At 69.4% G+C, this 23,872-nt stretch carries 24 protein-coding genes and 1 pseudogene; 4 read left to right on the top strand and 21 right to left on the bottom strand.

Features of this window, described 5'->3' with window-relative positions; genetic code table 11:
• The first annotated feature begins 108 nt into the window (after positions 1-108).
• Positions 109-750 carry a response regulator gene (locus ACIBQ1_RS41755; RefSeq protein ID WP_397285940.1) on the top strand — a complete coding sequence of 214 codons (642 nt, stop codon included), beginning with the start codon at positions 109-111 and terminating at the stop codon, positions 748-750.
• Between the two features lie 25 nt (positions 751-775).
• Here the strand turns inward: ACIBQ1_RS41755 and ACIBQ1_RS41750 are convergent, their stop codons facing one another.
• The 4 genes from ACIBQ1_RS41750 to ACIBQ1_RS41735 all read right to left on the bottom strand — a co-directional run bounded on the left by ACIBQ1_RS41750 (position 776) and on the right by ACIBQ1_RS41735 (position 2,797).
• Positions 776-1,261, bottom strand: coding sequence for an HPP family protein (locus ACIBQ1_RS41750; protein ID WP_397285938.1), 486 nt, complete (start codon positions 1,259-1,261; stop codon positions 776-778).
• 224 nt (positions 1,262-1,485) lie between these two features.
• Positions 1,486-2,325, bottom strand: a complete 840-nt coding sequence (locus tag ACIBQ1_RS41745; protein ID WP_397285936.1) for a universal stress protein — start codon at positions 2,323-2,325, stop codon at positions 1,486-1,488.
• A 93-nt stretch (positions 2,326-2,418) separates the two neighbouring features.
• Positions 2,419-2,592, bottom strand: coding sequence for a hypothetical protein (locus ACIBQ1_RS41740; protein ID WP_397285934.1), 174 nt, complete (start codon positions 2,590-2,592; stop codon positions 2,419-2,421).
• 13 nt (positions 2,593-2,605) lie between these two features.
• Complete coding sequence (locus ACIBQ1_RS41735) at positions 2,606-2,797, bottom strand: hypothetical protein (RefSeq protein WP_397285932.1); 192 nt, start codon at positions 2,795-2,797, stop codon at positions 2,606-2,608.
• A 341-nt stretch (positions 2,798-3,138) separates the two neighbouring features.
• Between ACIBQ1_RS41735 and ACIBQ1_RS41730 the strand changes: the two genes are divergently transcribed.
• A complete protein-coding gene (locus ACIBQ1_RS41730; protein ID WP_397285930.1) occupies positions 3,139-3,903 on the top strand; it encodes a hypothetical protein in 765 nt (254 codons plus the stop codon).
• Between the two features lie 171 nt (positions 3,904-4,074).
• On the opposite strand, the gene ACIBQ1_RS41725 is transcribed toward ACIBQ1_RS41730, so the two are convergent.
• From ACIBQ1_RS41725 to ACIBQ1_RS41680, 10 genes are all read right to left on the bottom strand, one after another.
• Positions 4,075-5,157, bottom strand: coding sequence for a cellulose-binding domain-containing protein (locus ACIBQ1_RS41725; RefSeq protein ID WP_397285928.1), 1,083 nt, complete (start codon positions 5,155-5,157; stop codon positions 4,075-4,077).
• Between the two features lie 152 nt (positions 5,158-5,309).
• Positions 5,310-7,097: a GxGYxYP domain-containing protein gene (locus ACIBQ1_RS41720; RefSeq protein ID WP_397285926.1), complete on the bottom strand. Its 1,788-nt coding sequence runs from the start codon at positions 7,095-7,097 to the stop codon at positions 5,310-5,312.
• A 92-nt stretch (positions 7,098-7,189) separates the two neighbouring features.
• Complete coding sequence (locus tag ACIBQ1_RS41715) at positions 7,190-8,548, bottom strand: FAD-dependent oxidoreductase (RefSeq protein WP_397285924.1); 1,359 nt, start codon at positions 8,546-8,548, stop codon at positions 7,190-7,192.
• 49 nt (positions 8,549-8,597) lie between these two features.
• Entirely contained in the window at positions 8,598-9,143 is a 546-nt protein-coding gene (locus tag ACIBQ1_RS41710) for a PadR family transcriptional regulator (protein WP_397285922.1), read from the bottom strand.
• A 91-nt stretch (positions 9,144-9,234) separates the two neighbouring features.
• Positions 9,235-9,375, bottom strand: a complete 141-nt coding sequence (locus ACIBQ1_RS41705; protein ID WP_397285920.1) for a hypothetical protein — start codon at positions 9,373-9,375, stop codon at positions 9,235-9,237.
• A gap of 20 nt (positions 9,376-9,395) precedes the next feature.
• Complete coding sequence (locus ACIBQ1_RS41700; protein WP_397285918.1) at positions 9,396-10,856, bottom strand: serine/threonine-protein kinase; 1,461 nt, start codon at positions 10,854-10,856, stop codon at positions 9,396-9,398.
• Between the two features lie 374 nt (positions 10,857-11,230).
• A complete protein-coding gene (locus ACIBQ1_RS41695; RefSeq protein ID WP_397285916.1) occupies positions 11,231-11,812 on the bottom strand; it encodes a recombinase family protein in 582 nt (193 codons plus the stop codon).
• Between the two features lie 198 nt (positions 11,813-12,010).
• The gene (locus tag ACIBQ1_RS41690; protein WP_397285914.1) at positions 12,011-12,208 is read right to left on the bottom strand and encodes a hypothetical protein; all 198 of its coding nucleotides are present in this window, start codon (positions 12,206-12,208) and stop codon (positions 12,011-12,013) included.
• Positions 12,209-12,246: 38 nt separating this feature from the next.
• A complete protein-coding gene (locus ACIBQ1_RS41685; protein WP_397285913.1) occupies positions 12,247-12,375 on the bottom strand; it encodes a MerR family DNA-binding transcriptional regulator in 129 nt (42 codons plus the stop codon).
• 188 nt (positions 12,376-12,563) lie between these two features.
• Positions 12,564-13,280 (bottom strand): NADPH-dependent F420 reductase, encoded by a 717-nt coding sequence (locus ACIBQ1_RS41680; RefSeq protein ID WP_397285911.1) that lies wholly within the window; start codon positions 13,278-13,280, stop codon positions 12,564-12,566.
• Between the two features lie 246 nt (positions 13,281-13,526).
• On the opposite strand from ACIBQ1_RS41680, the gene ACIBQ1_RS41675 reads away from it, so the two are divergent.
• Positions 13,527-14,798 carry an aldehyde dehydrogenase family protein gene (locus tag ACIBQ1_RS41675; RefSeq protein WP_397285909.1) on the top strand — a complete coding sequence of 424 codons (1,272 nt, stop codon included), beginning with the start codon at positions 13,527-13,529 and terminating at the stop codon, positions 14,796-14,798.
• 85 nt (positions 14,799-14,883) lie between these two features.
• Here ACIBQ1_RS41675 and ACIBQ1_RS41670 read toward each other — a convergent pair whose 3' ends face one another.
• From ACIBQ1_RS41670 to ACIBQ1_RS41660, 3 genes are read right to left on the bottom strand one after another with little or no spacing between them, the layout of a single operon-like run.
• On the bottom strand, positions 14,884-15,858 hold the full coding sequence (locus ACIBQ1_RS41670) for an NmrA family NAD(P)-binding protein (protein ID WP_397285907.1): 975 nt from the start codon (positions 15,856-15,858) through the stop codon (positions 14,884-14,886).
• A 41-nt stretch (positions 15,859-15,899) separates the two neighbouring features.
• On the bottom strand, positions 15,900-16,937 hold the full coding sequence (locus ACIBQ1_RS41665; RefSeq protein ID WP_397285905.1) for an alpha/beta fold hydrolase: 1,038 nt from the start codon (positions 16,935-16,937) through the stop codon (positions 15,900-15,902).
• A 30-nt stretch (positions 16,938-16,967) separates the two neighbouring features.
• Positions 16,968-17,669, bottom strand: a complete 702-nt coding sequence (locus ACIBQ1_RS41660) for an SDR family oxidoreductase (RefSeq protein WP_397285903.1) — start codon at positions 17,667-17,669, stop codon at positions 16,968-16,970.
• A gap of 932 nt (positions 17,670-18,601) precedes the next feature.
• Here ACIBQ1_RS41660 and ACIBQ1_RS41655 point away from each other — a divergent pair.
• Positions 18,602-19,699, top strand: a complete 1,098-nt coding sequence (locus ACIBQ1_RS41655) for an NmrA family NAD(P)-binding protein (protein WP_397285901.1) — start codon at positions 18,602-18,604, stop codon at positions 19,697-19,699.
• 153 nt (positions 19,700-19,852) lie between these two features.
• Here the strand turns inward: ACIBQ1_RS41655 and ACIBQ1_RS41650 are convergent.
• The 4 genes and pseudogenes from ACIBQ1_RS41650 to ACIBQ1_RS41635 all read right to left on the bottom strand — a co-directional run.
• A pseudogene (locus ACIBQ1_RS41650) lies at positions 19,853-20,044 on the bottom strand (substrate-binding domain-containing protein); the annotation flags it as partial.
• Positions 20,045-20,223: 179 nt separating this feature from the next.
• Positions 20,224-21,900 (bottom strand): CocE/NonD family hydrolase, encoded by a 1,677-nt coding sequence (locus ACIBQ1_RS41645; protein WP_397285900.1) that lies wholly within the window; start codon positions 21,898-21,900, stop codon positions 20,224-20,226.
• A gap of 105 nt (positions 21,901-22,005) precedes the next feature.
• The gene (locus ACIBQ1_RS41640) at positions 22,006-22,884 is read right to left on the bottom strand and encodes an alpha/beta fold hydrolase (RefSeq protein WP_397285898.1); all 879 of its coding nucleotides are present in this window, start codon (positions 22,882-22,884) and stop codon (positions 22,006-22,008) included.
• Positions 22,885-22,912: 28 nt separating this feature from the next.
• On the bottom strand, positions 22,913-23,728 hold the full coding sequence (locus ACIBQ1_RS41635; protein WP_397285896.1) for an oxidoreductase: 816 nt from the start codon (positions 23,726-23,728) through the stop codon (positions 22,913-22,915).
• Positions 23,729-23,872: the final 144 nt, after the last annotated feature.

Here is a 23,872-nt window from a genome sequence, read left to right as displayed (position 1 = left end):
GTCTTCCGTCAAGTGCCGAAAGACCTCTATGAAATGGGACTTCGTCCTTTACCTCGTCGGGTCCTTCGTTCCTGTCTGTCGTGCCGGCGGTTGGATAACGTCGTAAACATGATTCGTGTGTTCCTCGTCGACGATCATGAGGTCGTCCGGCGGGGCGTGGCCGCGCTTCTGGAGTCCGAGGACGACATCGAGGTCATCGGGGAAGCCGGCACCGCCGAGTCCGCGGTCGCCCGCATCCCGGCGCTCAAGCCCGACGTGGCGGTGCTGGACGTGCGACTGCCGGACGGCAACGGGGTGGACGTGTGCCGGGAGATGCGTTCGAGGGTGCCGGGGCTGGCGTGCCTGATGCTGACGTCGTTCGCCGATGACGACGCGCTGTTCGACGCGGTGATGGCCGGGGCCTCCGGCTACGTGCTCAAGCAGATCCACGGCTCCGACCTGGTCGGCGCGGTCCGCACCGTCGCCTCCGGGCAGTCGCTGCTCGACCCGCAGACCACCGCCGCCATGCTCCAGCGGCTGCGCGAGCAGGCCGCGAGGAAGGACCCCCTCGCGGCGCTGTCGGACCAGGAGCGGCACATCCTCGACCTGATCGGCGAGGGGCTGACCAACCGGCAGATCGGCGAGCGGCTGTTCCTGGCGGAGAAGACGGTCAAGAACTACGTGTCCAACCTGCTGGCCAAGCTCAACATGCAGCGCCGCACCCAGGCCGCCGCGCTGGCGGCGCGCCTGCGGGACGACCGTCATGAGTGACCTCTGACGAGGGCCCGTTCGCCGTTCACGGGACGCTCTCCGCCGAGGGCGCCGGGGGAAGGACGGGTTCGAGATGGAACATCCCGGTGACCACCTCGCGGGGCCCTTCGGTGGTCCTGAGCCGCCCGGCGACGGCCAGCAGGATGTCGTGCGCCGTGACCAGGCCGATCAGACCGCCGCCGTCGACCACCGGCACGGCGTCGCACCCGGCGTCCAGCATCGCCGTCGCGACCCGGGCCAGCGAGGTGTCCGGGCGGACCACCGGCCTGCGCTCGCACCCGAGCAACATCCGCACCTGACGGCTGGACTGCTCCTCCGGACCGCCCGACCAGGACGCCGCCACCTGCTCACGCGTCAGGATGCCGAACACGTGCCGACCTTCGACGACCGGCAGGTGATGCACGTCGGCGCGGCGCATCAGCTCCCAGGCCATCAACGGCGACTCGTCCGGCTTGACCGCCACCAGGACACGGCTCATCACCTGCTCGGCGGCCAGCGTTTCGACGGTCATGACTCCTCCTTTACGCGCGGCCGTACCACCGGGGGGCTTCCGGGTCGCCTCTCTCACCTCCATGTTCGCCGCGGCGGGCCCGCCGCGCCCGGGGACGAAGTCCCGAATGGGGGTGACATTGGTCCTCATCCCTGGCGGGCAGCACGGCGGGGCACCCGGCGGTTCAGCCGGCAGGCCGCGGTGGGCATGGCGGACGAGCGTGGACCGACGGCAGGCGCCGGCTGCTAGCGCACCACTGCCACGGCGCAGCGGGCGTGGTGCAGCACCCCGTGGCTGACCGAGCCGAGCAGCGCCGAACGGATGACCCCGCGCCCGTGCGAGCCGACGACCACGAGCGCGGCCTTCGCCGACGCCGCCACCAGGGCGTCGACCGGGTGGGCGCGCCGCACGTCCTCGACCACCACCACCTGCGGGTACGCCTCCCGGAACCGGGCCGTCCTGGCGGCGACGGCCTGGTTGGCGGCCGCCGTGACGTCGTCGGGGTCGTAGTTGACCTGCGGGGCGTACAGTTGCACCGGCGGCTGCCAGGCATGGACCGCGCGCAGCGTGCTGCCGCGCAGCTCGGCCTGGCGGAAGGCGAACTCCAGCGCGGGCTCGCACTCCGGCGAGTCGTCCACGCCGACCACCACCTCACCGCGTACGGACTCCAGCTCCGGCCGCACCACGACCACCGGGCAGTGCGCCTGACCGGCGACGTGCAGGCTCACCGAGCCGAGTAGGGCCCCCTCGAACCCGCCCAGCCCCCGGCTGCCGATGACGATCTCGGTCGCGTCCTTGGCCTGCTCGCGCAGGACGACCGCCGCGGGCCCCTCGACGATCTCCGTCGACACCTCGACGTCCAGCTGGCGATCACCCGCCAGCTCGGCCGCGTCGTTCACGAGGCTCTGCGCCATGCGGTCGAGCACGTCCGGCTCGGGAGAAGCGTGGAACCTCGAAAACTGGTACGGATCACGGTTCACGGCGTGCACGACGCGCAGCGGCTCGTGCCTGCGCTGCGCGTCGTCCACCGCCCAGGCCACCGCCGCATGCGACGCCGGCGATCCGTCGACACCTGCAATGATCATGTCGGCCTCCCCTCTCTCCCATCGCACCACCCGCGCCCGCGCCGCCCCAGGGCCATAAGTCCCTCGTTCGCCGCCTCAGGACCCCGCGGGCTGTCAGTCGCGCCGGTTCAGGAGTTTGGGCAGGGCGGCCAGCGTCGCCCCGCCCGCGCCGCCGCCGCTGAGCAGGGCGCCCGGCCATTCCACGCCGGTGGCCAGGACGAGCGCGCAGGTGATCGCGGCGATCATGATCGTCAGAGTGAGCGTGAGCAGCTGACGCGTGGTGAACATCGGTCCTCTTTCCTCAGATGCGGTGGTCGGCCCAGAAGTCGATGAGCTCTTCGGGGGTGAGGTCCTCAGGGCGTACGGCGGGCGGAGTGCGTCCCGTCGCGAGCACCCAGGTCGTCAAGAGCGTGACCAGCAGTTGCTCGTCTGCCGGGCAGGGAGCGTCGGCGCAGTACGCGAGACTTGACGGGCGAGCCGTGAGTAACGGCATGGGGCGATGGCCTCCCGAAGAGCAGCGATGAATGCGGCAACCATGCGTCTTCGGGGAGGCCGTCGGCCAGCGGTTCAAACGTGCTCGGACGGAGCCGTACAAGTCGGAAAATGAGCCGACAGGACGTAAACCTCCGCACTCTTCCGACATCGTCCGGACCCATCCGGATTTATCCGGCTATAGGCCAGGCGCCCGGCGCTGCCCTTGGGGCCGGTGAGCTGGTGGCCGACTGGAGTGGTCACAGCGACCGGATGAGATGGAATCTGGAAAGTGTCCCGGACTGCGAGACTCTTTCTGAAAATATGGCGACACTAGTTGACCATTCGACGCCACCAAGGACGATGACTGACACTCTCCGGGCAGGAGCCCATCCCGCCTTCATAGCCGCGCTCATAGAGCTGCGGGAATCGGCCGGCCAGCCGAGCTATTCCCAGATGCAACGGCTGTCGCGCGCGCCGGGCGTCCCCAAGGAACTGCCCGGGAGCACGCTCAGCGACATCCTCAACGGCAAGCGGGAACGCCTGCCCGACTGGGGGCTGGTCGCCTCCTTCGTGATGGTCTGCCATCGCCACGCCGAGCTGACCGGCCTGCCCACGGAGGCCCTGGGCACCGTGGAGCAGTGGCAGGCCCGCTGGCGCGCCGCCAGGAACGAACCGCCCCGGCCCCACGCCACCGGTTCGTACGACCTCTACCGGACCCCCGCCGAAGAGGCCGAGCGGCGCACGAGCAGAACCGTCGCGCGCCTGGTCCGCCTGGCGGGCGACGGCGATTCCGAGTCCGCCTACCGCCTGGCGATCATCCACGTGCTGACCGGCGAGTCCGCGCAGGCCCGCTACTGGATCCACGCCGCCGTGCAGCAGCGTCATCCCGACGCCGAAGCCCTCGACGGCAACCCGCACCCGATCGAGTTCGCGGCGAACATGTCCTTCACCTACGGCCGGGCCTACGAGCAGGAGGGGCCGGCCAAGCTCGACATCGCCAGGTTCTACTACCGGCTCGCCGCCGAGCACGGCCACCCGCGCGCCGCCGAACGCCTCCGGGCCCTGCGCGCCGTCCCGTTCGGCAAGCTGCTCCCCGCGCCCATCCCCACCGAGCACCGGCCCTGAGCCGGCTGCCCCTGACGCCCGGACCGGCACCGGACCCGGCGGACCTGACGCCCGGACCAGCGACCGAACCCCCCGGAACCGGTTCGGGCCGGATGTCTCACGTGCCATATCGACGGCGCAAAAGCCGGAGGGCGGCGTGACGACCGATCACGCCGCCCGGCAACGGTCAGATCAGGTGAGGAAACTCCCGTAGAGGCCGTTCAGCATGCCGTTCTTCTGTGTCTGGTTGAAGGTGCAGTTCGGGTAGGAGTAGAAGGTCGCCGACATGCACGTCCCGTCGGTCGAGGTGGCGTCGGGCAGGCCGAACGCGTGCCCCAGCTCGTGCACCATGCCGCCGTACCACCGGTTCATCGGGCCGTTGATTCCCGCGGCGCCGTCGGCGTCGTGGCCGCTGAGGATCACCCAGCCGTTGCCGCCGCCACCGCCGGCGCCGTCGCCTTCGGCGCTGATCTCGCCGACGTTGACCCAGCGGCTGTCCGGCGCGCCGAGACCGAGCTTACGGCGCAGCTCGGCCTGCATGTTGCACACCGTCCACCAGTACTTCTCCCCGCAGTTCGGCGTGTTCTCGTACCAGGTCCGCGGCTGGTCGCCGTTGACGACCTCGACGACCGGGTTGTTCAGCGTGAACGTCTTGCCCAGCTGCTGCTTGAAGAAGCGCTGCGCCTCCTGCATGACCTTCGCGATGCCGTCCGGGTAGCGCTGGTCGTAGGCCACGTCCGCGGGCTTGAGCCAGTAGACCCGCACGGTCCGGGACGGGGGCGGGCCCGAGGTCGGCGTGACGGTCGGCGTGACGGTGGGGGTCACGGTGGGGGTGACTGTGGGGGTGGGGGTCACGCTGCCCGTGCAGGTGACGCCGTTGAGGGTGAAGCCGGCCGGCACCGGGTTGCTGGAGTTGTTCCAGGTGCCGTTGAATCCGAACGAGGCGCTGCCGCCCGTCGCCACGGAGCCGTTCCAGCCGGCGTTGGAGGCGGTCACGGCGCTGCCGCTCTGCGTCACGACGGCGTTCCAGGCCTGGCTGACCGTCTGCGAGGCGCCGAATGACCAGCGCAGGGTCCAGCTCGTCAATGGATCGCCGAGGTTCTTGATCGCGACGTTGGCGCTGAAGCCACCGGCCCACTGCGAGCCCACGGTGTAGGTGACCTGGCAGCCGACGGCGGCGGCGTGCGCCGTGATCGAGCTCACCACCGCGACGCCGGCCATGCAGACGGCTAAGACCCCGGCGATGAGGCCCCTGCGTAGTCCTCGTAAGTGCATCCGCTTCCTCCGTTGCGGCTCGAACCGCTGGACCACTGACGAAATGTGAACCTTAACAACGAGTACGGTGGGGATCTGGCGCGTTCTTGTCAATAAGCAGCAGCGGAAGCGGCCTGCCGCCATGGGGAAATGCTTTTGGGACTCTGAAAGTTTCAGGCCGACAGATGTTCCCGTAAGAGCGCGAAGAACGTGTCGCCGCGGACGATCTCGAACGGGTCCGCCAGCAGCCCGCCGAGCTCGGCGACGTCGGACGGCGTCCAGCTCCAGGCGTTGACCGCGCCCGCGATGAACAGCGGCTCGCTCCCGTCCCAGCCCTCGATCCGCCGCACCAGCGTGTCCCGGTATTCCTGCGCCTTGCCCTGCGGCGAGAAGTTCCCGATCACGGGCAGGCCCGCCGGGTCGATCAGCAGGTCGCCGGTCTCCCACGACTGGATGATGCCGCGCACCGGGGTGTCGCGCCGGTACGCGGCCACGATGCGCTCGTCGAAGGCCACCCAGCCGTCCCCCTCGGGCTTGCGATGGTTGTAGGCGTAGACGAGATCCATGCCGGTCCGGCGCAGGAAGCGGCCGCTGAGCCGCGTGTACGCGGCCAGCGCCGCCGCCGGCCACGACCCCGGGTAGGTGTAGCCGGCCCCGGACGGACCGGCGACGAGCAGGTCGGCGGCGGTGGCCGTGCGCTGGTAGTACGCCAGCAGCGCGGGCCCGATGTCGGCCAGCAGCGGGCTGACCGTCCAGTTGACGGGCACGCCGCCGCGTTCGGGGTCGTCCCAGATCTCGCGCATCCGGCGCTGGCAGTACTGGATGTTGTCGCCCTCGCCGAACGTGAGCGTGAGGTAGACGCGATCGCGCAACCTGGCCGGCGGCCGCGGGCGTACCCGGTCGGAGATCCTGGCGGGGACCCCGGCGTGGACGGTGGCGTTCATGTAGTAGTCGGCGGGGACCACCTCGACGGCGTGCTGCGAGGCCCGGTCGACGCCGCCCCACTCGCCCGCCACGTCGTTGGAGAACCACCCCGCGTACGGCGTGGTGGGCTCGACCCGGCCGAAGATCTCGTCGAGCAGCTCACCGGTCCCGCCGCTGGGCGGCAGCCAGAAGACCATGGCCCGGGTCGCCACCGCGTAGTCCCGGAAGTAGGGGAACGGCTCGACCCGGGTGGGGGCGGTGGTGGCGGCGGTGACCAGGTACTGGTTCCACAGGTCCACCTCGACGAGCAGTTGCCCGGCGCCGTCCTGGGCGGTCGCCAGCTCCTGGCTCAGGTCGAACGCGCGCACCGCCCGGTTGGAGGCGTCGCGGACGCGCTCGGTCTCCCGCGCGAGCTCGCGCCACCGCACGCCGTCCACCCGCACGGTCCTGGTGGGCGGGAGCCCGGCGAGCAGGGCGTGGGTGCAGCGGGGGAACAGGTGGTCGAGCTGCCACCGGTACGTGGCCAGGACGTCGGCCGGGTCGAAGCGGCCGCGCAGGTCCACGACGGTGCGCAGGCCGTGCGCGGCGGCCTGCTCGGCGGTGGCGGCGACGGCGTCCTCCAGCCCGGCCAAGGTGGTGGCGACGTTGACCGAGTCGGGGACGTCCGGATCGTGCAGGATCGCGCCCCGCACCTCGGCCCGGTAGCGGGCGACCAGGTCGAGGGGCTGGTCGTGGCGGGTGACCGCCGCTCCGGTGCCGGCCAACCAGCGCTGGTCGTAGGCGGCGGCGTCGTAGTTGAAGTAGAGGCGCGGGCGGCGGCGGTTGACGACGCCCTGGAGGGTGGTCAGGAGCAACTGGTCGTTGCCGTGGAGGGTGGTGAGGTCGGCGAAGTCGAGGTGGGTGGGACGGCCGAAGTTCGGAAGGAGGGGGGCGGCGGGGCGGGTTCTCGCGGCGGCGGGGCCCTGGAGGGTGAGACCGAGGCCGCCGGCCGCGAGGACCACGCCGTTCGCCTGGAGGAAACTGCGTCGTGACACCATCAACGATCTCCGCTCCTCGTGGGGGGACAAGGACTGACACCGCTGTCAACTGTCCTCGAACCTAACAACGTGACGTGATGTTGTCCACGGCGTCAAAGCCTCAGCCCTCCCCCGAACACCGCCCGGCCCAGCGGCGGCACGGCCCCGCAGGCGCGGAAGAACCACCGGGCCGCCGACCGCTGGAGCGGGTTGCGGACGATCGCGCCGTCGGTGTTGCGGACGACCTCGCGGACCGTTTCGAACCCGTAGCGCAGCATGTCCGCCTCATAGGCGTGCAACGCCTGCGCCAGCGGCTCCTCGCCGCGGTCGGCCGCGGTGAGCGCGGCGCAGAGCCGGTGCGCGTCGCGCAGCGCCGTGTTGCCGCCGAGCCCGCCGACCGGGGGCATGTGGTGAACGGCGTCCCCGAGCCCGGTGACGTTGCCCGTCTCCCACGGCCGGAGCGGTTCGGCGGCGCTGAACTCGGTCTGGTACAGGGTGTCCAGGGTCGAGCCGGTGAGCAGCCGGCGCAGGTCAGGATGCCACCCGGCCGTCCGCCGGGCCAGCATCTCCCGCACCGCGGCCGGGTCGGCCTGGGCCCTCGCGACGAAGTCCGCGGGAAGGGAGTCGCGGTGCGCGATGAACGCCCACAGCACGTAGTCGTCGTCATGCGCGTCCGCCAGCAGCTGCTCCGGGTCCAGCCCGAGCTCGCGCACCCGGTCGCCGAGCCTGGCGGTGATCGCCGCCGGGTCCTCGCGCCTGCGGAAGATCGCGGTGAACAGGAAGTCCCGGCGCGGCCAGAACACGTTCTTGCCGGTGAGAAGCTGCTCCGGCAGCCATCGCCGATGCTCCTCGGTCAGGAAGAGCTTGCCGGCCACGGCCGTCGCCGGCAGCGTGGTGCGGCCGGCCGCGGGATGGAGCTGCGCCCACACCCGGGAGTTGGCACCGTCGGCCGCGACGAGCACGTCGGCGGTCGCGGTGGTGCCGTCGGCGAACGTCGCCGTGACCGTCCCGTCGTCCGCCCGGGCGAAGCCGGTGAACTCCTTGCCGAAGCGCACGACCTCGTCCAGGCCGGCCAGCAGCAGCTTGCGCAGCGTGACGCGACTGACCGCGTGCTCGCCGCTCGTGGGGTCGAGCGGGTCTCGTTCCCGGCCGGTCGCCGGGCCCAGCGGGTCTCGATCGTCCTGGCCGATGCGGATGAGCGGCCGCATCCGCTCGTCCAGGAAGCCGATCCCGGCCCCCGCGTCGCCCGCGGTGGCCACCAGCACCTCCCAAAGGGCGGGCGGCAGGCAGGCGTGCAGGGCGACGCTCCCGGTCGGCTCGATGTTCAGCCGGAAGCCCTGGAGCCGCGAGTCGGCGGTGAGGTCCCGTTCGTACACGGTGACGTTCACGCCGGCTCGCCTCAGGCCCTGCGCCAGGCAGAGCCCGCCGATCCCGCCGCCGATCACGGCGACGCGCAGACGCCGAGAGGACATGGGTTCCCACTTTCTGGTCGGGGGCGCGCCTTCGGGCGCGCCCGTGCCGTCAGGTCTGCTCGGCCTGGTTCGCCAGCTCCGCGAGCAGGCGGTCGTGCCAGGCCAGCTCCGCCTCCAGCTGCATCAGGGTGTAGTCGAAGGCGACGGCCTCCAGCCCGGTCAGGTGCGGCTCGGCCTCGGCGCGCAGGTTGCGCCAGAAGCCGAGCTGCTCGGCGTACGCGGCGCGCCGCCGCTGGACGGCCGTGCGCAGCTCGTCGGGGCCGAGCTCGCCGCCGTGCAGGAGCACCAGCTGGATCGGGTCCGGCCGGAGCCTGGTGTCGGCGAGGACGGACCTGATCAGCGAGACCAGCTCGGTCCGGCCCTTGTCGGTGATGCCGTACACCGTGCGGGCCGGGAGGTTGCCCTCCTGCTCCGTGCGGACCACCTCGACGACGCCTTCGTCCGCCATCCGGCGCAGCGCGCCGTACAACGAACCGGGCTTGACGTCGGCCCACAGCTCCACCCGGTCCATCTGCGCGGAGGCGCGGATCTTGTGCCCGTGCATGGGACCGCCGTCGGCCAGTGCCCCGAGAATGAAGAGGCGCGTTGCTCGCATATGAGTACTCAAACACGAGCACTCGCAACCGCGCAAGAGAGAGTACTCAAAAAGGAGTACTCATCAGCGACCGTCGAATGGGCCGGTGCGGTCAGGGGCCGGTCAGCATCGCACGCAGGGCCGCCCGTACGGGGTCCTGGTCGTCGGCGACGACCACCCGGATCGTCACGACCCGCTCTCCCGCAGGAACGTGGCCGGGACGCCCCGGCGCCGCCGAGGCGTCGGCGACCACGACGCCGAGCTCCCCGCCCGCTACAGCGCCTCGACCAGGGCCACGATCACCGAGGTCAGCGCGACCGGCCCCATCACGGCCACCGTCACCACGATCGCGTTGCGGCCCGGCAGGAGGCGGTCGAGGGCACGCGAGGCGGCCCGCCGCACCGCTCCCGCGCCGGGCAGCACGAACAGCCCCAGCGTGAACGCCCCCGCGGCCAGGGACTCCGCGTGGCCGGCATTCAGCCAACCGGACAGGTGCAGGAGGCTCGCGACCACGGTCCCGAACGCCAGCGCCAGGAACATGTGCCCGACCGCGATGAGCGCGGACTTGGAGAACGTCCGCCGGGTCTCGGCGAAATAGTGATCGCCGGCCCGCAGCGCCAGCGAGAGCGCCGCCGCCACCAGGCCCACGGTGACCGGCGTGACGACGGTCGCCGCCACGAGCGTCACGAGCACGAGCACCCCGACGAAGCCGGTGCCCGCCAGGAACCGCCGCAGTTCGAAAGGCTCGGCGGGCGGTGGGGCCGGGCGGGGCTCCTTCGGCTGCCCGGCGTGCAGGGTCGGCGCCGACGCGGGCACGTAGGGCGGCGGCCGCTCCTCCTGACGGCTCGGGGCGTATTCGACCGGTGGGAGCAGGTCGGAGACGATGTCCATGGTCAGCGTACGGCTCGCGAGCGGCTTGGCGCCGTCCTGGCGGCCCGCCGGATCGAGCGCCCTGGCCATCCGCAGCAGCTCCCGCGCGCCGGGCCGGGCCGCCGGATCGACCTGCATCGCCCGGCTCAGCCAGCCCCGCAGCCACTGGGGGGCCTTGTCGATCTGCGCCCGCCCTTCCATGGTGTTGAAGCAGACCGCCTCGAACGTCCCCGTCCCGAACGGCGGCAGTCCCGTGGCCGCGAAGAACACCGTCGAGGCCAGCGCGTGCACGTCGGCCGCCTGGGTGATCTGCGAGTCGCGGATGATCTCGGGCGCCAGGTAGCCCGGCGTGCCGACGAACATCCCGGTCTGCGTCAGCCGGGCCGCGTCCACCAGGTGGGCGATGCCGAAGTCGATGACCAGCGGCTCGCCGCCGACGAGCATGACGTTGGACGGCTTGAGGTCCCGGTGGATCACGTCGGCCGCGTGAATGGCCACCAGCGCCTGGCAGAGCCCCTGGGCGAGCCTGATGACCTCGCGCGCCTCCAGAGGACCGTCGGCCAGCACGGTGTCCTCCAGCGTGCGGCCCGCGGCGAACCGGGTCACCACATAGGGCCGGTCGCCCGCCAGCTGGGCGTCGATCACCTCGGCCACGTACGGGCTGCACACCCGCCGCATGGTCTCCACCTCGCGGAGCAACCGGTCGCGCGCCTTGAGATCGGCCGCCACATGCGGGTGCAGCACTTTGATCGCGACCTCACGGCCCGCGGCGTCGAGACCGAGGTGGGCGACCCCCATGCCGCCCTCGCCGATCTTCCGGACCACCCGGTAAGGGCCGAGATGCTCGTGCGCCTGAATGCTCATTCCCGACGTCGTCCTCCGTGTTTCCCCCGGAACGCCGCGCTTGCCTACGCGCTGGCCCGGATATTCTCCCGCAGCGTTTCCCCCAAGATGCACAGTAATTGGATTTACCAGCCTCGAACTGCCGCAAGGACTGCTGGGCAGGGGCTGTCACGTGCCGGACGTGTGCGGGAGGTGAGCGGATGGCCGCAACGTCTCTTGAGGGTCACTGGCAGAAACGGGCCGCGGGTAGCGGTACATCTTCTGACCTGGGATTTCACCACCTGCCGTCAGAGCGTTTCCCTTACCCATGACGAGCAGGCCGCCGTTCCGATGGCGCATCCCGAGATAGTCGATCAGGCTCGCAGAATGAGCGCGGCAGCCAGCCGGTATGCTGCTCAGCGTCGCGCGAGTGCCGCGTAGGCGGTGGAGCGGCCGACTTTGAGAGTGCGGGCAGCCTCGGTGACCGAGACACCGTCGTCGACCAGGCGGCGTAGTGTGGCCAGCTCGGCGGGGCCGATGACGCGCGGCCGACCGGTCTTCTTCTTGCCGGGCAGCATGGCACCGGTGGCTTCGCGGCGCTTTGCGGCGGCGATACCCTCTGCCTGGCGCTCGGCTCGCAGCTCCAGTTCGTATTCCGCGGCCGCGGCCAGGACCGCGGACATGAAACGGCCCTCCTTAGTGCCCAGATCAAAGTTCTCGGTCAGCGACACCGCGGTGATGCCGCGGTCGCGCAGCTCGTTGACCGTGGTCAGCACGTGCCCCGCTGAGCGGCCCCACCGGTCGGACTTCCAGAACTTCAGTGTGTCGCCCGCCTTGGGCAGGGCCAGGAGTGTCTCCCATGCCGGTCGCGCGACGCCGCGCTTGCCCGATTCCTTTTCCATGACCAGCTCGTCGTATCCGCTGGCCGCCAGGGCGTCGAGCTGGAGCTGCGGGTTCTGATCACGCGTCGAGACCCGCGCATACGCCCAGACGATCATCGACCACCTCCGGAGTGTCCAGAAACGTCAACTTTCGGGACACCATGCTGAGATGGAAAACGCCGTCCAGAAACCTCTGTCCAGCAGGCTCGGTGCGAGCAGAGCGGCTGGGGACGCTGTGTCTGGGGAGGTGGAACACGAAGGTCCGCCAGGCCTCGCAAGGGGCTGGCCTGATCGGATGCCCGGTCTAGGTGGTGTTCATGGGCCGGGCATCCGCATGGCCTCCTGCGTGGCCTTGATCAGACCGTCCAGGGTCTGCCGTGCGCGGGCGAGTTCGTCCGTCTGGGCATCGATGCGGTTGCGCTCCGCGGTGAGCTGGCGCAGTACCGCCGGAGGGCAGCGTTCCCCGGGATCCTTGATGTGCGGCAGCAGGGCGGCGATGACCTTTCCGGTCATTCCGACAGCGAAGAGCTGTCTGATCAAGAGCACCCGGCTCACGGCGTCCTCGCGGTAGTGCGCTGCCCGCTCGCACTGCGCTGGCTGGAGAGCATGCCCTGCTCCTCGTAGTAGCGCAGGGAGCGCACGCTGGCCTCGGTCCGCTTGGCGAGATCACCGATCCGCACGGCCGCCTCCCTCCCCTGACTACCCTCACACGGATGTCAGGTCTGAGTGTAGCGGTGTGCTGCCAAGAGTCACTGGACGTGGTTTCGCGTTGACCCGCACGAGCCGACGCGCCTCGGTGGTTCGCCGAGGCCCGCCAGACGGACCAGGCACTTCCGCCGTTTCTCCGGCGGAGGTCTCGGTGCGGGCTTCAGAAGGTGCGCTCAGCGACCTTCACTCGCTGGCTGGCCTTCAACGCGGCACGCAATTTGTCGGCCGGCAGCGGCGCGGCGGGGGCTTGGAGCATGCGCTCGACCGGCACGTCGGGGTCGGCGAGGTAGCTCTGGGTGTAGGCGCCGGACTCGGGCTCGAAGCGCCAGCTCTCGGCGAGCGTTCCGGCGTCGACGGTGTCGAAGCCGAGCCGCTCGATCAGCTCCGCTGCCCGAGCCTTCGCGCCGGGGTCGTCGCCGGCAATGGGCAGGGCGCTGCGGTCAGAGGCCCCGGCGGGCCGGGCGAGCTGGGGGATGTGGTGGGCCAGGATGTTGTTGAAGGCCTTGACTAGCAGGGCGCCGGGCAAGAGCTGCTGGGCCAGCTCGGTCGTGGTCAGCTTCTCGGAGTCGAGTTCGGCGATGCGGCCGTCGCGGGAGGGGTAGTAGTTGCCGGTGTCCAGCACGGTCCGTCCCCGCAGCAGTTCGGCGGGCACGGAACTGTAGGCGGTCAGCGGAATGCTGAGCAAGGTCGCCTCACCGGCGCGGGCGGCCTGCTCCACGGTGGCTGCCACAGCTCGCGGCCCCAGCTCTTCGACCAGAGCTGCCAGGCTGTGCGGGCCACGCGAGTTGGCGATCACCACGTCGATGTCCGCCGCCACCGCCAGCCGCGCCACCGCCGATCCGATGTTTCCGCTTCCGATGATTCCCATAGTCGACATTGCGATTCCTCCCTCTACGTTGTGGCCGCCCGAGCCCATACGCCCGTGAACGCATGGGCCGGCTTAGCCACGTTAAGACCTCACATCAGTGTCAGCGGCAAATCCGCGGCGCCCGAGGCGTGATCAGAAGGCCCTGCCTCCTGAGGCGCCTGGTGCACGGCGAACGAAACAATTCCAGAGGATTGTTGAACGATGCTACGATCCTCTTCAAGTTGCCATTGCGCCCCGCCCGCAGAAGGACGCCCCTTGACCAGCGACGACAACCGGCAGACCCGCTCGACCGAAGATGCGGTGCGTGCCTGCGCGCTCCGGGCCAAGCAGAGCTGCGCGGCCCTCCACAACGCGACGGACACGGCCATCGACACCGCGCTGCGCGCCATGGCGGAACGGTTGCGGGCAGCGCGGGACACTCTCACGTCCGCCAACGAGGAAGACCTCGCCGCAGCCGTGTCCGCCGGGATGTCACCTGCCCTCCAGGACCGGCTGCGGTTGACCGGTCCGCGACTGGAGGCCATGGCCGCCGAGCTGCGGACGCTGGCGGATGTGGCGCACGAGCCTCGGGACAAGGTCCTGGAGGAGCGTTCGGACGGCCTCACCTTGCTGGAACGCCGCAGGCCGGTCGGCGTCATCGGCGCGAACTTCGAGGCGCGTCCGAACGTCACCCTCGACATCGCCTCCCAGTTCCTCAAGTCACGTAACGCAGGCGTGCTCCGCACCGGTTCGGCCGCGCTCCGCTCGTCCCGGGCCGTGGTGGAGCAGGTGATCGCACCGGCCCTCGGCGAAGCCGGCCTGGATACGGACGCCATCCAGCTGGTGCCCAGCGAAAATCGCTCGGCGGCGTACGCGCTGGTGTCCCTGCCGGAGCTGATTCCACTGGTCATCCTGCGCGGCAGCGGCGAAAGCACCCGCGACCTCGGCCGCGAGGCCGCCCGCCACGGCGTGCGTACCCTCGCTCATGCCGACGGCGGCGGGGTCCTCTATGTGGATTCGGCGGCTGACGACAAAGCCGTGCACCAGCTGATCGCCGACAGCCTGGACCGGCTGGGCGTGTGCAACCGGCTCAATCTGCTGCTCATCGACCAGTCCGTGTACGACGAGCGGCTGCCCGGCATTCTGCAGGTCCTGAACCGCCTGGGCATCACCGCTTCCCTGCCCCCGCACACCCACCCGCGCGGATATGAGTGGTCGCTCGACCCGAAGCGTGCCGCCACCGTGACGGTCGACGCCGCCAACGGCCCACGGCACGCGGCTCGGATCGCCAACGAAGAGACATCCGGACTGGCCGCCGCCATCGCGACCGAGGACCCAGCCGCCGCCGCGCAGTTCATCGACGCCTATACCGGCTCCGGCGTCTTCTGGAACTCCACCACACGGCTCCTCGACGGCTTCAAGCTGCTGCGGCTGCCGGAGACCGGCATCAACATCGACCGGGTGCCCGGCCCACGCGGCCCGGTGAGCTTCCGCGACCTGCATCTGCGGCAGTACATGGTCGTGCCGAGCGAACGTCTCACGTCCTGACCGGACCGTCGTTGCCCCACCGAGCAGAGCAAGAGTTTTGGAGACAGGCACAGAGGCATCTGCGTGCTCTGGAGCGCTCACCGGCTCAGGTAGTCGCTAGTTTCCGGATACGCGGATGGTTCTCCAGTGCCCACCGCACGGTCTTCGGCGGGCGCCCGAGCAGGGTTTCCAGCTGGTCGGTGACACCGCGATACCCCCCGCCGCCAATCAGCCGGGTCAGCGTCTTCAGATGCTCCGCGATATGCGGGAACTGGCCCATAGCGGGGTCCACATAGGTCTCATTCCAGGTTTCGACGTCCTCGGGAACGTATGTGATCTTGCGTCCCAGCACGGCTCCGAAGTCCTCCGCGATCTCGTGCATGTCCTTCAGCTCTGGGCCGGTGAGCGCGTAGGACTTCGACAGGTGCGGCGCCGGGTCGACCAGGATCGTCGCGCACAACTCCGCCACGTCGTAAGCCGCGATGGGCGCGAGCCGGTGGTGGCCGAAGGGCAGGCGCAGTTCCCCGTCGGCCAGCGAGCCCAGTGCCAGCCAGGTCAGGATCGGGTTCTCTACGAAGAAGGCCGCCCGGACGTTGACGGTCGGGAGGCCGGACCAGTCCAGCACCTGCTCGGCGACCCAGTGGGCCCGCTGCTGCGGTGACCAGTCCGCGACGAGTCCGCCGAGTCGCGAACGCCGTTCGTCCTCCGGTGCGATCATGTTCTCGAACGTCATGAACGACTGCTCGTACTCGGAGATGTTGACGAAGACCTCGATATCGCCCTGGGCCCGCGCCGCCGCGACCATCAGGCTGACTGCGTCGGTGTAGTACGGCGACAAGCTCATGCTGAAGTAGATGCGGCGGCAGCCTTTCAGCGCGGCGGTCACGTCGGCGATGCTGAGCAGGTCACCGACGAAGACCTCGGCCCCGGCCCGGCGTAGCGCGTGGGCGCGTTCGTCGTCCTGGCGCACGAACGCGCGCACCGGGTGCCCTTGGTCAAGCAGCATGTCGACCATTGTTCGGCTCACACCACCGATTTCGCCGGCGGCTCCGGTGATCAGGATGGGATTGCGCTGTGGCATCGATCTGTCCTCTGTCTGGTTGGTGGGGTGGGTCAGCGGTACTACAAGCGGGGCGTCGAGCTGTCGATGCTGGCGAGGAAGCCGAGGAGTGCGGCGTTGACCTCGGCGGGACGCTCCTGTTGCGTCCAATGCCCGCAGCCCGGCAACACCACCGGGTCGTGCATGTGGGGCGCGAGGGCGCTCAGCGGGTTGCCCGGCCCGCCCTGGCCACGCAGAAGATCGCTCAGCGAGCTGCCCCCGTCCGGGCCGCGCAATGAGGTGACCATGTCACGGTCTCCCACCACGTACAGCGCGGGGACGTCGATCCCGCGCCCCTTGAAAGGCGCGAGCAGTTCGTTGTTGCGTTCGATGTTGCGGTACCAGTTGAAGGCTCCGGTGAAGGCCCGCTCGCCATGCAGGGCGAAGTCCTCGGCGTAGGCCTGGATGTCCTCCTCGGTCAGCCAGGCCGGGAGAGCGGGCGTCTGCGGCATGGTGTCCAGCAGGCCCAGACCGTCGGGTATGACCAAGGGACGGGGCTGGCTGCCGAGCGGGTTGTCGCCTGAGGCGCCGACCAGGAGGCGGCGGAAGGAGTCCGGGATGTCCTTGGCGAACTCCGCGTCAGCGACTCCCGGCTGCTGGAAGTAGATCTGGTAGAAGCCCTCGCCGTACTGGGTGCGGGTGATCGAGGGCGGGACCATCCCGCCGGGCAGGATCGGCGGAATGCTGAGGCCGGCCACTGCGCGGACCTTGTCCGGGCGCAGCATCGCCGCGGTCCAGGCAACGGGTGCACCCCAGTCGTGACCCACGAGGACCGCCTGCTCCTCTCCCAGCTCCTCGATCAGGTCGATCACGTCGCCGACGAGGTGGAGCAGGGTGTAGGAGGTGACGTCCGGCGGCTGCTCGCTGCGGGCGTAGCCGCGCTGGTCAGGGGCGACGACCCGGTACCCGGCCGCCGCCAGCGGCCCGAACTGGTGACGCCAGGAGTACCAGCTCTCCGGCCAGCCGTGCAGCAGCAGGACCAGCGGCCCCTGCCCCTGCTCGGCGATGTGCAGCCGGACCCCGTTCACGTCGACGAAGCGGTGGGTGAGCGAACTTTCCACAAGGATCCCCTTCAGATCGGTGACTGCGTGCTACTTCTTCAGCTGGGCGTACATGGCTTCCAGGTCGGCGGACAGCTGTGACTTGATCCAGCGGGTGGTGTCGTCGGCCAGCACCTCGTGTGCCCCCGCCGCGATGCCGTCGAGCGCGGCCACGGCGACGTCGCGGGGGTCGGCCTTGGGCGCGTCGAGGCCCGACGTCATGTCGGTGTCGACGTAGGCCACGTGAAGCCCGGTCACCGCGATGCCGCGCGGCTGCAACTGCAGGCGCAGGGAGTTGGTCTGCGACCACAGGGCGGCCTTGGAGGCGCTGTAGGGCGTGCCGTCGGCCAGCCAGGACAGGGCGGAGTGGACGTTGAGGATGTGCCCCCCGCCGTTGCGCTCGATGATCGGCGCGAAGGCCCGGGTGACCTGCAGCGGCCCGTAGAAGTTGGTCTCCAGATCCCGGCGCACGTCCTGCATTGGGGAGTCGAGGTACGAAGCGCGAACCGAGGCGCCCGCGTTGTTGATCAGGATGGTGACGTCCCGGGCCTGCTCGGCGGCGGCCACCACGGATGCCGGGTCGGTGACCTCCAGCGCCAGCGGGACGGCATCCGGGTGCGTCACCGAACGCGGGTCACGGGCCGTGGCGTAGACCTTGCCGGCACCGCGCGCGTAGAGCTCTTCGACCAGCACCTTGCCGATACCCCGGCCGCCTCCGGTGACGAAGACGTTGGCGCCCTTGATTGCTGTCATGACATGCCTCCACGTGAGAAACCGATCGGTTTCCATCACCATAAACCGATCGGTTTCCTCATGCAAACGCAGGTGAGCCAAACCATCACCATGTGAGTTTCAAAACTGGGCCAAATAGGTCAGTCAAGCGGGGAGGCGCTCACCAAGTGGACGAGTGAGCACACCGCCGCGACAACCGGTCATCCGTGGTTCCCGCGGACCCGGGGGACTCCGTCCGGCTGAAGCCCGGGCGTGACAGTGACCACAGCCTGCGAGCCACAGCTCTGGCAACGGAGCAGCTGCGCGCGGGCCTCGTACCGGTGCCGCATGTCGGCCGGCCGGAGGCGGTCAAGGCCGTGGTCGAGCCGGTGCCGGATGCGCGATGGGTCGTGGTCCACCTTTGGTGTCCTCGCGATAGCGCGTCCGCACTCATCCACGCCCGCGCCGACCTGGCGTCATCCGGCCGGGGCGACTGGTTTGGGGCGACTGAGCCGGCGCGGCGCTCGTCCAACCCCATCTGATGCTTGACAGCACGGTCCCAGGTCATGCCTGACACCTGTGATGGCGGCCGGGCCGGAGAGCAGGACGCGTGCGGCGGGCAGTTTCGCCTGCTGGGCGCTGGTCTGCACGGTCAGTCCTTGCCCGCCTGGAGCGAGGCCGGAAATTCCGCCGGAGAAACGGCGTCCTATACGTCGAGCCCGCAGCCACCTCCTCACGGTCAACTGTCGAGAACCGGATACCCGGACCGGATGCCCGGGCGCTTGCCGCTTAGAAACCGATCGGTGTACCGTGGCGGAAACCGATCGGTTTCAAGGGGCTCATGACCCACGGGCATCGGCGCAGCGTCAGTCGGTCAGTGCCGTTGATCGCCAAGCCGATGCAGAGATCAGTCCCGAACGCGCCGCGCCTGGCGCGTGCTGATCGCGTGCGTACTCAACCTCGGAGTCAAAACCATGTCTGCTCATGCCACCTCCACCATCTTCGTCATCGGCGGCACAGGGGCTCAAGGAATACCCATCGTTCGCGCCCTCGTCGCCGACAAGAAGTACTCCGTCCGGGTCCTCACCCGGGACGCCACCTCCCCCCGGGCCCAGGCTCTCCTCGCGCTCGGCAACGTCTCCATCCTCGAAGGGTCATTCGCCGACGAGGACGTGCTGCGCGAAGGATTTCGCGGCTGTGACGGGGCGTTCATCAACATCGACGGGTTCAACACGGGCGAGAAGACCGAGACCTACTGGGCCATCCGCAGTTATGAGATAGCGATCGAAGAAGGAATCAAGTTCTTCGTCTATGGAAACCTCGACTACGCCCTGAAGAAATCAGGCTACGACTCCAGGTTCCGCACCGGCCACTATGACGGCAAGGGCCGCATGGCCGAATGGGTGCTGTTCCAGAACGAAAAGAACAGGGATCGGATGGGAGCAGCGGTCTTCACGTCAGGTCCCTACATCGAGATGGTCATCTCACCGCTCACGCCCATGACGCCCACCATCGAGGACGGTGTCGTCACGTGGCGAGTCCCGCTCGGCGAGGGAGCTGTTCCGCATGTGGCTCTCGAAGACTGCGGATTCTATGTCCGCTGGCTCTTCGACCATCCGGAACGGGCCAATGGCATGGACCTCGAAGTCGCCATCGAGCACATGACCTACACCGATATGGCTGCAGCATTCGAGAAGGTCACCGGGTATCCGGCCCAGTACATCGACACTGATCTGGACACATATTGGAACAGTCCGGACCTGAGGGGGATTGCTGATCACCCTGCCGGATACAACGCCGATCCCAACGACAAGAGCACCATGAGCTTCCGCGACAACTTCACGGGCTTCTGGAATGTGTGGAAGCACGGAATCATCACCAGGGACTACGCTCTGCTCGACGAAATTCACCCCGACAGGATCAGAAACGCTGAGGAGTGGTTCCGTCGCGAAGACCAGTTGGGAAGGGAGCTCGGCAAGGGAAGTCTCTGGGAGAGAGTCCAGCCGGAGAACTGGAGCATAGACTCCGCGATCCTCAAGAGCAGCGCGGATTTCAGGACGGGCAAGTTGTAGGCGGGCACGATCAGCGCCGCCCACGGCGGCTAGGTCGTCTCGCTCTGGATGAGGGCGAGGATGTCGCCCGCGCCGGGTCGGCTCGGCGCTGCCGGGGCCCGGAGCGCCGACCGTCGAGAGGATGCCGGTGGTGAGATTGCCGGCCGCTGCGGTGAGGTCCATCCCGATGGTGGTTAAGGCCGGTACGGCGAGCGAAGGTACGGGGAGGTCGTCGACGTCGATGAGCGCCAGGTCGTCCGGGACTTCGATGTGCTGCGTGCGGCAGCTCGCCAGGACCGCGAGAGCGATCAGGTCGTTGAAGGCGGCGACTGCTGTGACCGGGGTGGCGCCCTGCGTCCACTTCACGGCGGCGGCCCGGGGGGAGGGCTTCGCCGCGGAGATCGCCGACGGCCAGGCACCTCCTGGGGGGAGGGCATCGCCTCCGGCGGCGGGATGCCTGCGGCCCCCCGCCGGAGCCAACGCGGCTGCTTCGGCGTCCTTGCCCACTGGCGCAACGGTTCGGCCGGCTCTCCCGCCGCTTCCTGTCAGGCCGGAACCACCACGGGGAGGACGATGCGAGAGGGCCGGGCAGGGTCGTGGAAGACCTGCTGGCGGGCTGCTCGGGCCGTGGTCGCGCTCTTCTCGGGTTCGTCTGTGTTGAGGTTGCGGTCCCAGCGGGGGAAGTTGCTGGAAGTGACCTGGAGCCGTATGCGGTGCCCTGCCCGGAAGACGATGCTGGTCGACCACAGGTCCACGACATGCTCGGCTGCCTCGCCCGGTGTCGCCGCGTGCACCCGCACGATGCCGTCGGTGACATTGCGGGAGACACCGTTCTCGTCGACGTCACACAGCCGTGCCACCCAATCGGTGGAGGGCCCGTCCGTGGCGGCGAAGAGCACGGCCTTGACGCGGCCGGTCACCTCGGTGTCCTCGGCGAGCGGTTCGGTGGTGAAGACCAAGACGTCCTCGCGCGCCTCAACGGCCGTCTGATCGAGGGGCCCGGGACGGAACTCGTCGGTCATCAGCAGCGCGCCGCCGGTGGTGGGCACCGGATCCATCGGGTCGTAGGTGAACTCCCCGGGCTGCTCGGCGATGGACGGCGGCTCCAGCGTGAGCCGCCCGTCCGCGCGCAGGTGGAAGTCCGTGTCCGCCGCCCGCGACAGAGGCCACTCCGTCTCCTCGCGCCACTGGTTGATGCCCATGACGAACAGCAGCACCTTGCCCGTGTCCGGCTCCAGAGCCTCACCGTCGCCGATCGTGCGCTGGTACCAGTCGAGCTGCAGGTCGTGCAGGCGTCCGCGCATGCCCATGAAGGCGGAGTTCGCGCCGAACCCGAAGTTGACGTCGCCGACCACGTGCTGCTGGTTGGTGTGACTCCACGGACCCATGATCAGCGTGGCGGACCGGCCGGCGCGGCGCATGGCGGTGAAGTTGTCGAGCGTGCCCTGGGCGAAGATGTCGTACCAGCCGCCGACTTGGAAGGTGGGCAGGTCGACCTCGTCATGCCGGCCCGCGACCCGGCAGGCCCGCGCCCACTCGGGCTCCCGCCGGGACCGCTCATAGCCCAGCTCAGGAAGGTCGTGCCGGGCGAACGCGGGCAACCGCCCGGAGGGCAGTTCCCCGTAGCCGCCGTCGGCCAGGCCGTCGAGATCCTGCACGAGCCTGCCGAGACTGCCACCGAGCGCGGCGGGATCGGTGCTGTGCCGGCGCATCAGCGTGTCGGCGCCCATCATGAGGGACCAGAGCCCGGTGATGCCGAGCTCGATCGCACCGCCGCGCGTCCACAGTCCGTCATCCGGATCGGACCACGTGACCATCGGCGCGATCGCCTTCAGCTCCGGCGGCTTGGACAGCGCCGCCATCCACTGCGTGTTGCCGAAATAGCTGGCGCCGATCATGCCGACTGAGCCGCTCGCGCCTGGAAGGGCAGCAGCCCACCGCACGGTGTCGTACCCGTCGCTCTCCTCGAACGTCCACGGCTCCCACTCCCCTTCGGAGGCGAACCGGCCGCGGGTGTCCTGGATGGCCACCATGAAGCCACGCCTGGCCGCCGTCAGGGGATCGAGGATGGCGAGCACCATGGGCATCTGCTTCCCGTACGGCAGCCGGCTCACCAACACCGGCCACGGCCCCGTACCCCCGGGCCGGTAGACGTCGGCGCGCAGCACGGTGCCGTCACGCATCTGAGCCGGAACATCGAACTCGATCTGGATCTCTGCCACGTATTGCTCCTTCGCGTGCCACGACGCTGTCACGCGACATGGTCGAACCTGGTCCCCCTCACGCACTACACCCGAACAGGGGTGGCCACGGCACTCTCGGGGCGGTCACGCCACCGCGTTCAACAGGTCGGCCAGCACGTCGGGCCGTTCCAGGGCGATGAAGTGACCGGCCTTCGGCACCTGCGTGAAGTCGGCGGCCGGCAGCAGTTCCTTGTTGGCTTGCCGGTCCGAGGGCCGGGACCAGTCCTTCTCCCCGTAGAGGAGGTGAATGGGGGCCTTGACCGCGGTGTAGCGCGCGCGGGCCGCGATGAGGCTGGGCAGGCTCTGGTACACGGCACGGGCGACGGTCGGGTAGCCGGGGCGGCCGCCCACTTGGAGGAGCTCGTCCACGTAGTCCTCCCGCAGCGCGTTCTTGTCGCCGAGGCCGCCCTGAAGGATCTTGCCGAGGGCGGCCTTGGGCTCCACTCCCGCGATCACCGGGCCCACTCCCGGCGTGAGGACACCGCTGACCACCACACGGGCCAGGAGACTGGACCGGGCGATCCCGCCGCGGAAGTCGTAGGTGTTGACCGCGACGACGCGCCGTACCCGCTCCGGCAGGTCCGCCGCGGTGGTCAGGGCGAGCACCGCACCCATGGACTCCCCGACCAGCGTCACGTCATGGAGGTCGAGTTCGGTGAGGAGCCGCTTGACGCCCGCGCGCATCGCCGGCTCGTCGTACGACGCCCCGAGCACGATCTCGGAGTAGCCCATCCCCGGGAGATCGAGGGCGTACACGGTGTACCGGTGCGAGATCATGGGGATGAGGGCGCGGAAGTGCTCGGCCTGCGTGCGCACGGTGTGCAGCAGGACCAGGGGAGCACCCGTGCCCGCTTTGAGGTAACGCAGCGTTCCCTCATGGTTGTGGAGCCTTCCACGCGGGGCGACGGTGTGGCTGGTGGTCCCCGGAATGTGAATCGTGGGACGCGCCTCTTGGTTGGGCATATCGACGACTCCTTGTGGCGGGCAGGCCTCAGCCGGCCAGCTGGTTGAGCTTGCGGATCTGTTTGTCGAAGACCCGGGCAGGAGCGATGCGGCGCAGTGTGCTCGCGCGTCCGGCCAAGGACCCGGCGGTGTAGCGCAGCTTCGGCTTCGGGTCGGTCGCCGCCTCGACGATCACCTTGGCGACGATGGCGGGGTCGTCGCCGTCCTTGATCGCTGTCTCCATCATGCGGTCGAAGGCGCGCCGCTGGTCGGCGTAGACCTGCAGGGGCGTGTCGGGCCGTGGGCTGTTGGCCTCGAATCCGGTGCTGGTGTAGGCGGGCTCGACCAGAAGCGCCCGCACGCCGTACTCGCGGACCTCGTGGTCCAGGGACTCGGAGTACCCCTCGATCGCATGCTTGGAGGCGGCGTAGGCGGCCATGTAAGGCGAGGGGAGGAAGCCGACCACGGAGGAGAGGTTGATGATGCGCCCGCGTCCTTGAGCGCGCATATGGGGCAGGACCGCCTTCGTCATGCGCATCACACCGAAAACGTTGACGTTGAAGAGGTCCTGGGCCTGCGCGACGGAGCTTTCCTCAACGGCACCGATTGCACCCATGCCGGCGTTGTTGACCAGCACGTCAATTCGCCCGAACCGCTCAATCACCTGCTGGACCGCGGCGGTGACCGACGTGTCACCGGCCACGTCGAGGTCGAGAAAGGTCACACCGTCGAGCGGGGTGACGCGCGAGGTGTCACGGCTGGTGCCCACCACGTCGAAACCCGCTTCGACCAGCGCGAGCGCGGCCGCTTTTCCGATGCCGGATGACGCACCCGTCACGAGTGCCACCGGCCGATTTGTCGCCATCCCAGACTCCCAAGCCCAGTGAGAAAACCAATCGGTTTCCCTCACTGTAAACCGATCGGTTTCCCCGTGCAAGCTCAAACAGGAAACAGATCCAGGCGCGTCACCCTTCGTTCACGGTGCCCGCCAGCAGAGGGTCAGCGTTCG

The organism is Nonomuraea sp. NPDC050153, from assembly GCF_044460125.1.
Lineage (GTDB): Bacteria > Actinomycetota > Actinomycetes > Streptosporangiales > Streptosporangiaceae > Nonomuraea.
Note: the sequence above shows the minus strand (reverse complement) of the source record. Positions and strands in the feature narration are given on the sequence as shown.